Source organism: Pseudomonas sp. 43(2021) (assembly GCF_017490805.1).
GTDB lineage: Bacteria > Pseudomonadota > Gammaproteobacteria > Pseudomonadales > Pseudomonadaceae > Aquipseudomonas.
This window is the reverse complement of the sequence record NZ_JAFGYJ010000440.1, coordinates 1-466: the sequence shown is the minus strand read 5'-3', so window position 1 is coordinate 466 and position 466 is coordinate 1. Positions and strand designations below refer to the sequence as shown.

Below are 466 nucleotides of genomic sequence, written 5' to 3'. Positions count from 1 at the left end.
GCTTCGCCGGGTGAATGGTCGCGACATGGGGAGCGAAGATGCCGCCGTAGGGCTTGGCCACGCGGATCTGCTGGGCCAACTGCTCGGGACTGAGCCAGCGGTAGTCGTTATCGGTAAGGCCTTGGGCGTGCAGCTTGCTCAGGTAATCACGCAGAACGGCTTCCTGCTCTGGGTAGCGCGCGGCACAATAAAGCACCCCGCCCTTACGGTAATCGCAGTCGATGCCTTCTCGTTCGAGGACGATCTCCACTTCATCGGGGATGCTGTGCAGCAGATCAAACGAAGCCCTGCGCTGCTGCGGCGACAAGCCTGCAAGCAAGCGATCCTCACCCAGCAAGTTACCCATCAGCCAGCCGCCATTGCGTCCGGACGCACCGAACCCGGCGGTTTGCGCCTCGACAATGGCAATATCCAGGCCGGGCGCCTGTTTTTTCAGGTAGTACGCCGTCCACAGTCCGGTGTAACC

At 61.6% G+C, this 466-nt stretch carries 1 protein-coding gene; it reads right to left on the bottom strand.

Annotated elements, in window-relative coordinates:
- Positions 1-466: FAD-dependent oxidoreductase (locus J5M71_RS28055; protein WP_207838850.1), on the bottom strand; the 466-nt coding region annotated here is incomplete at both ends.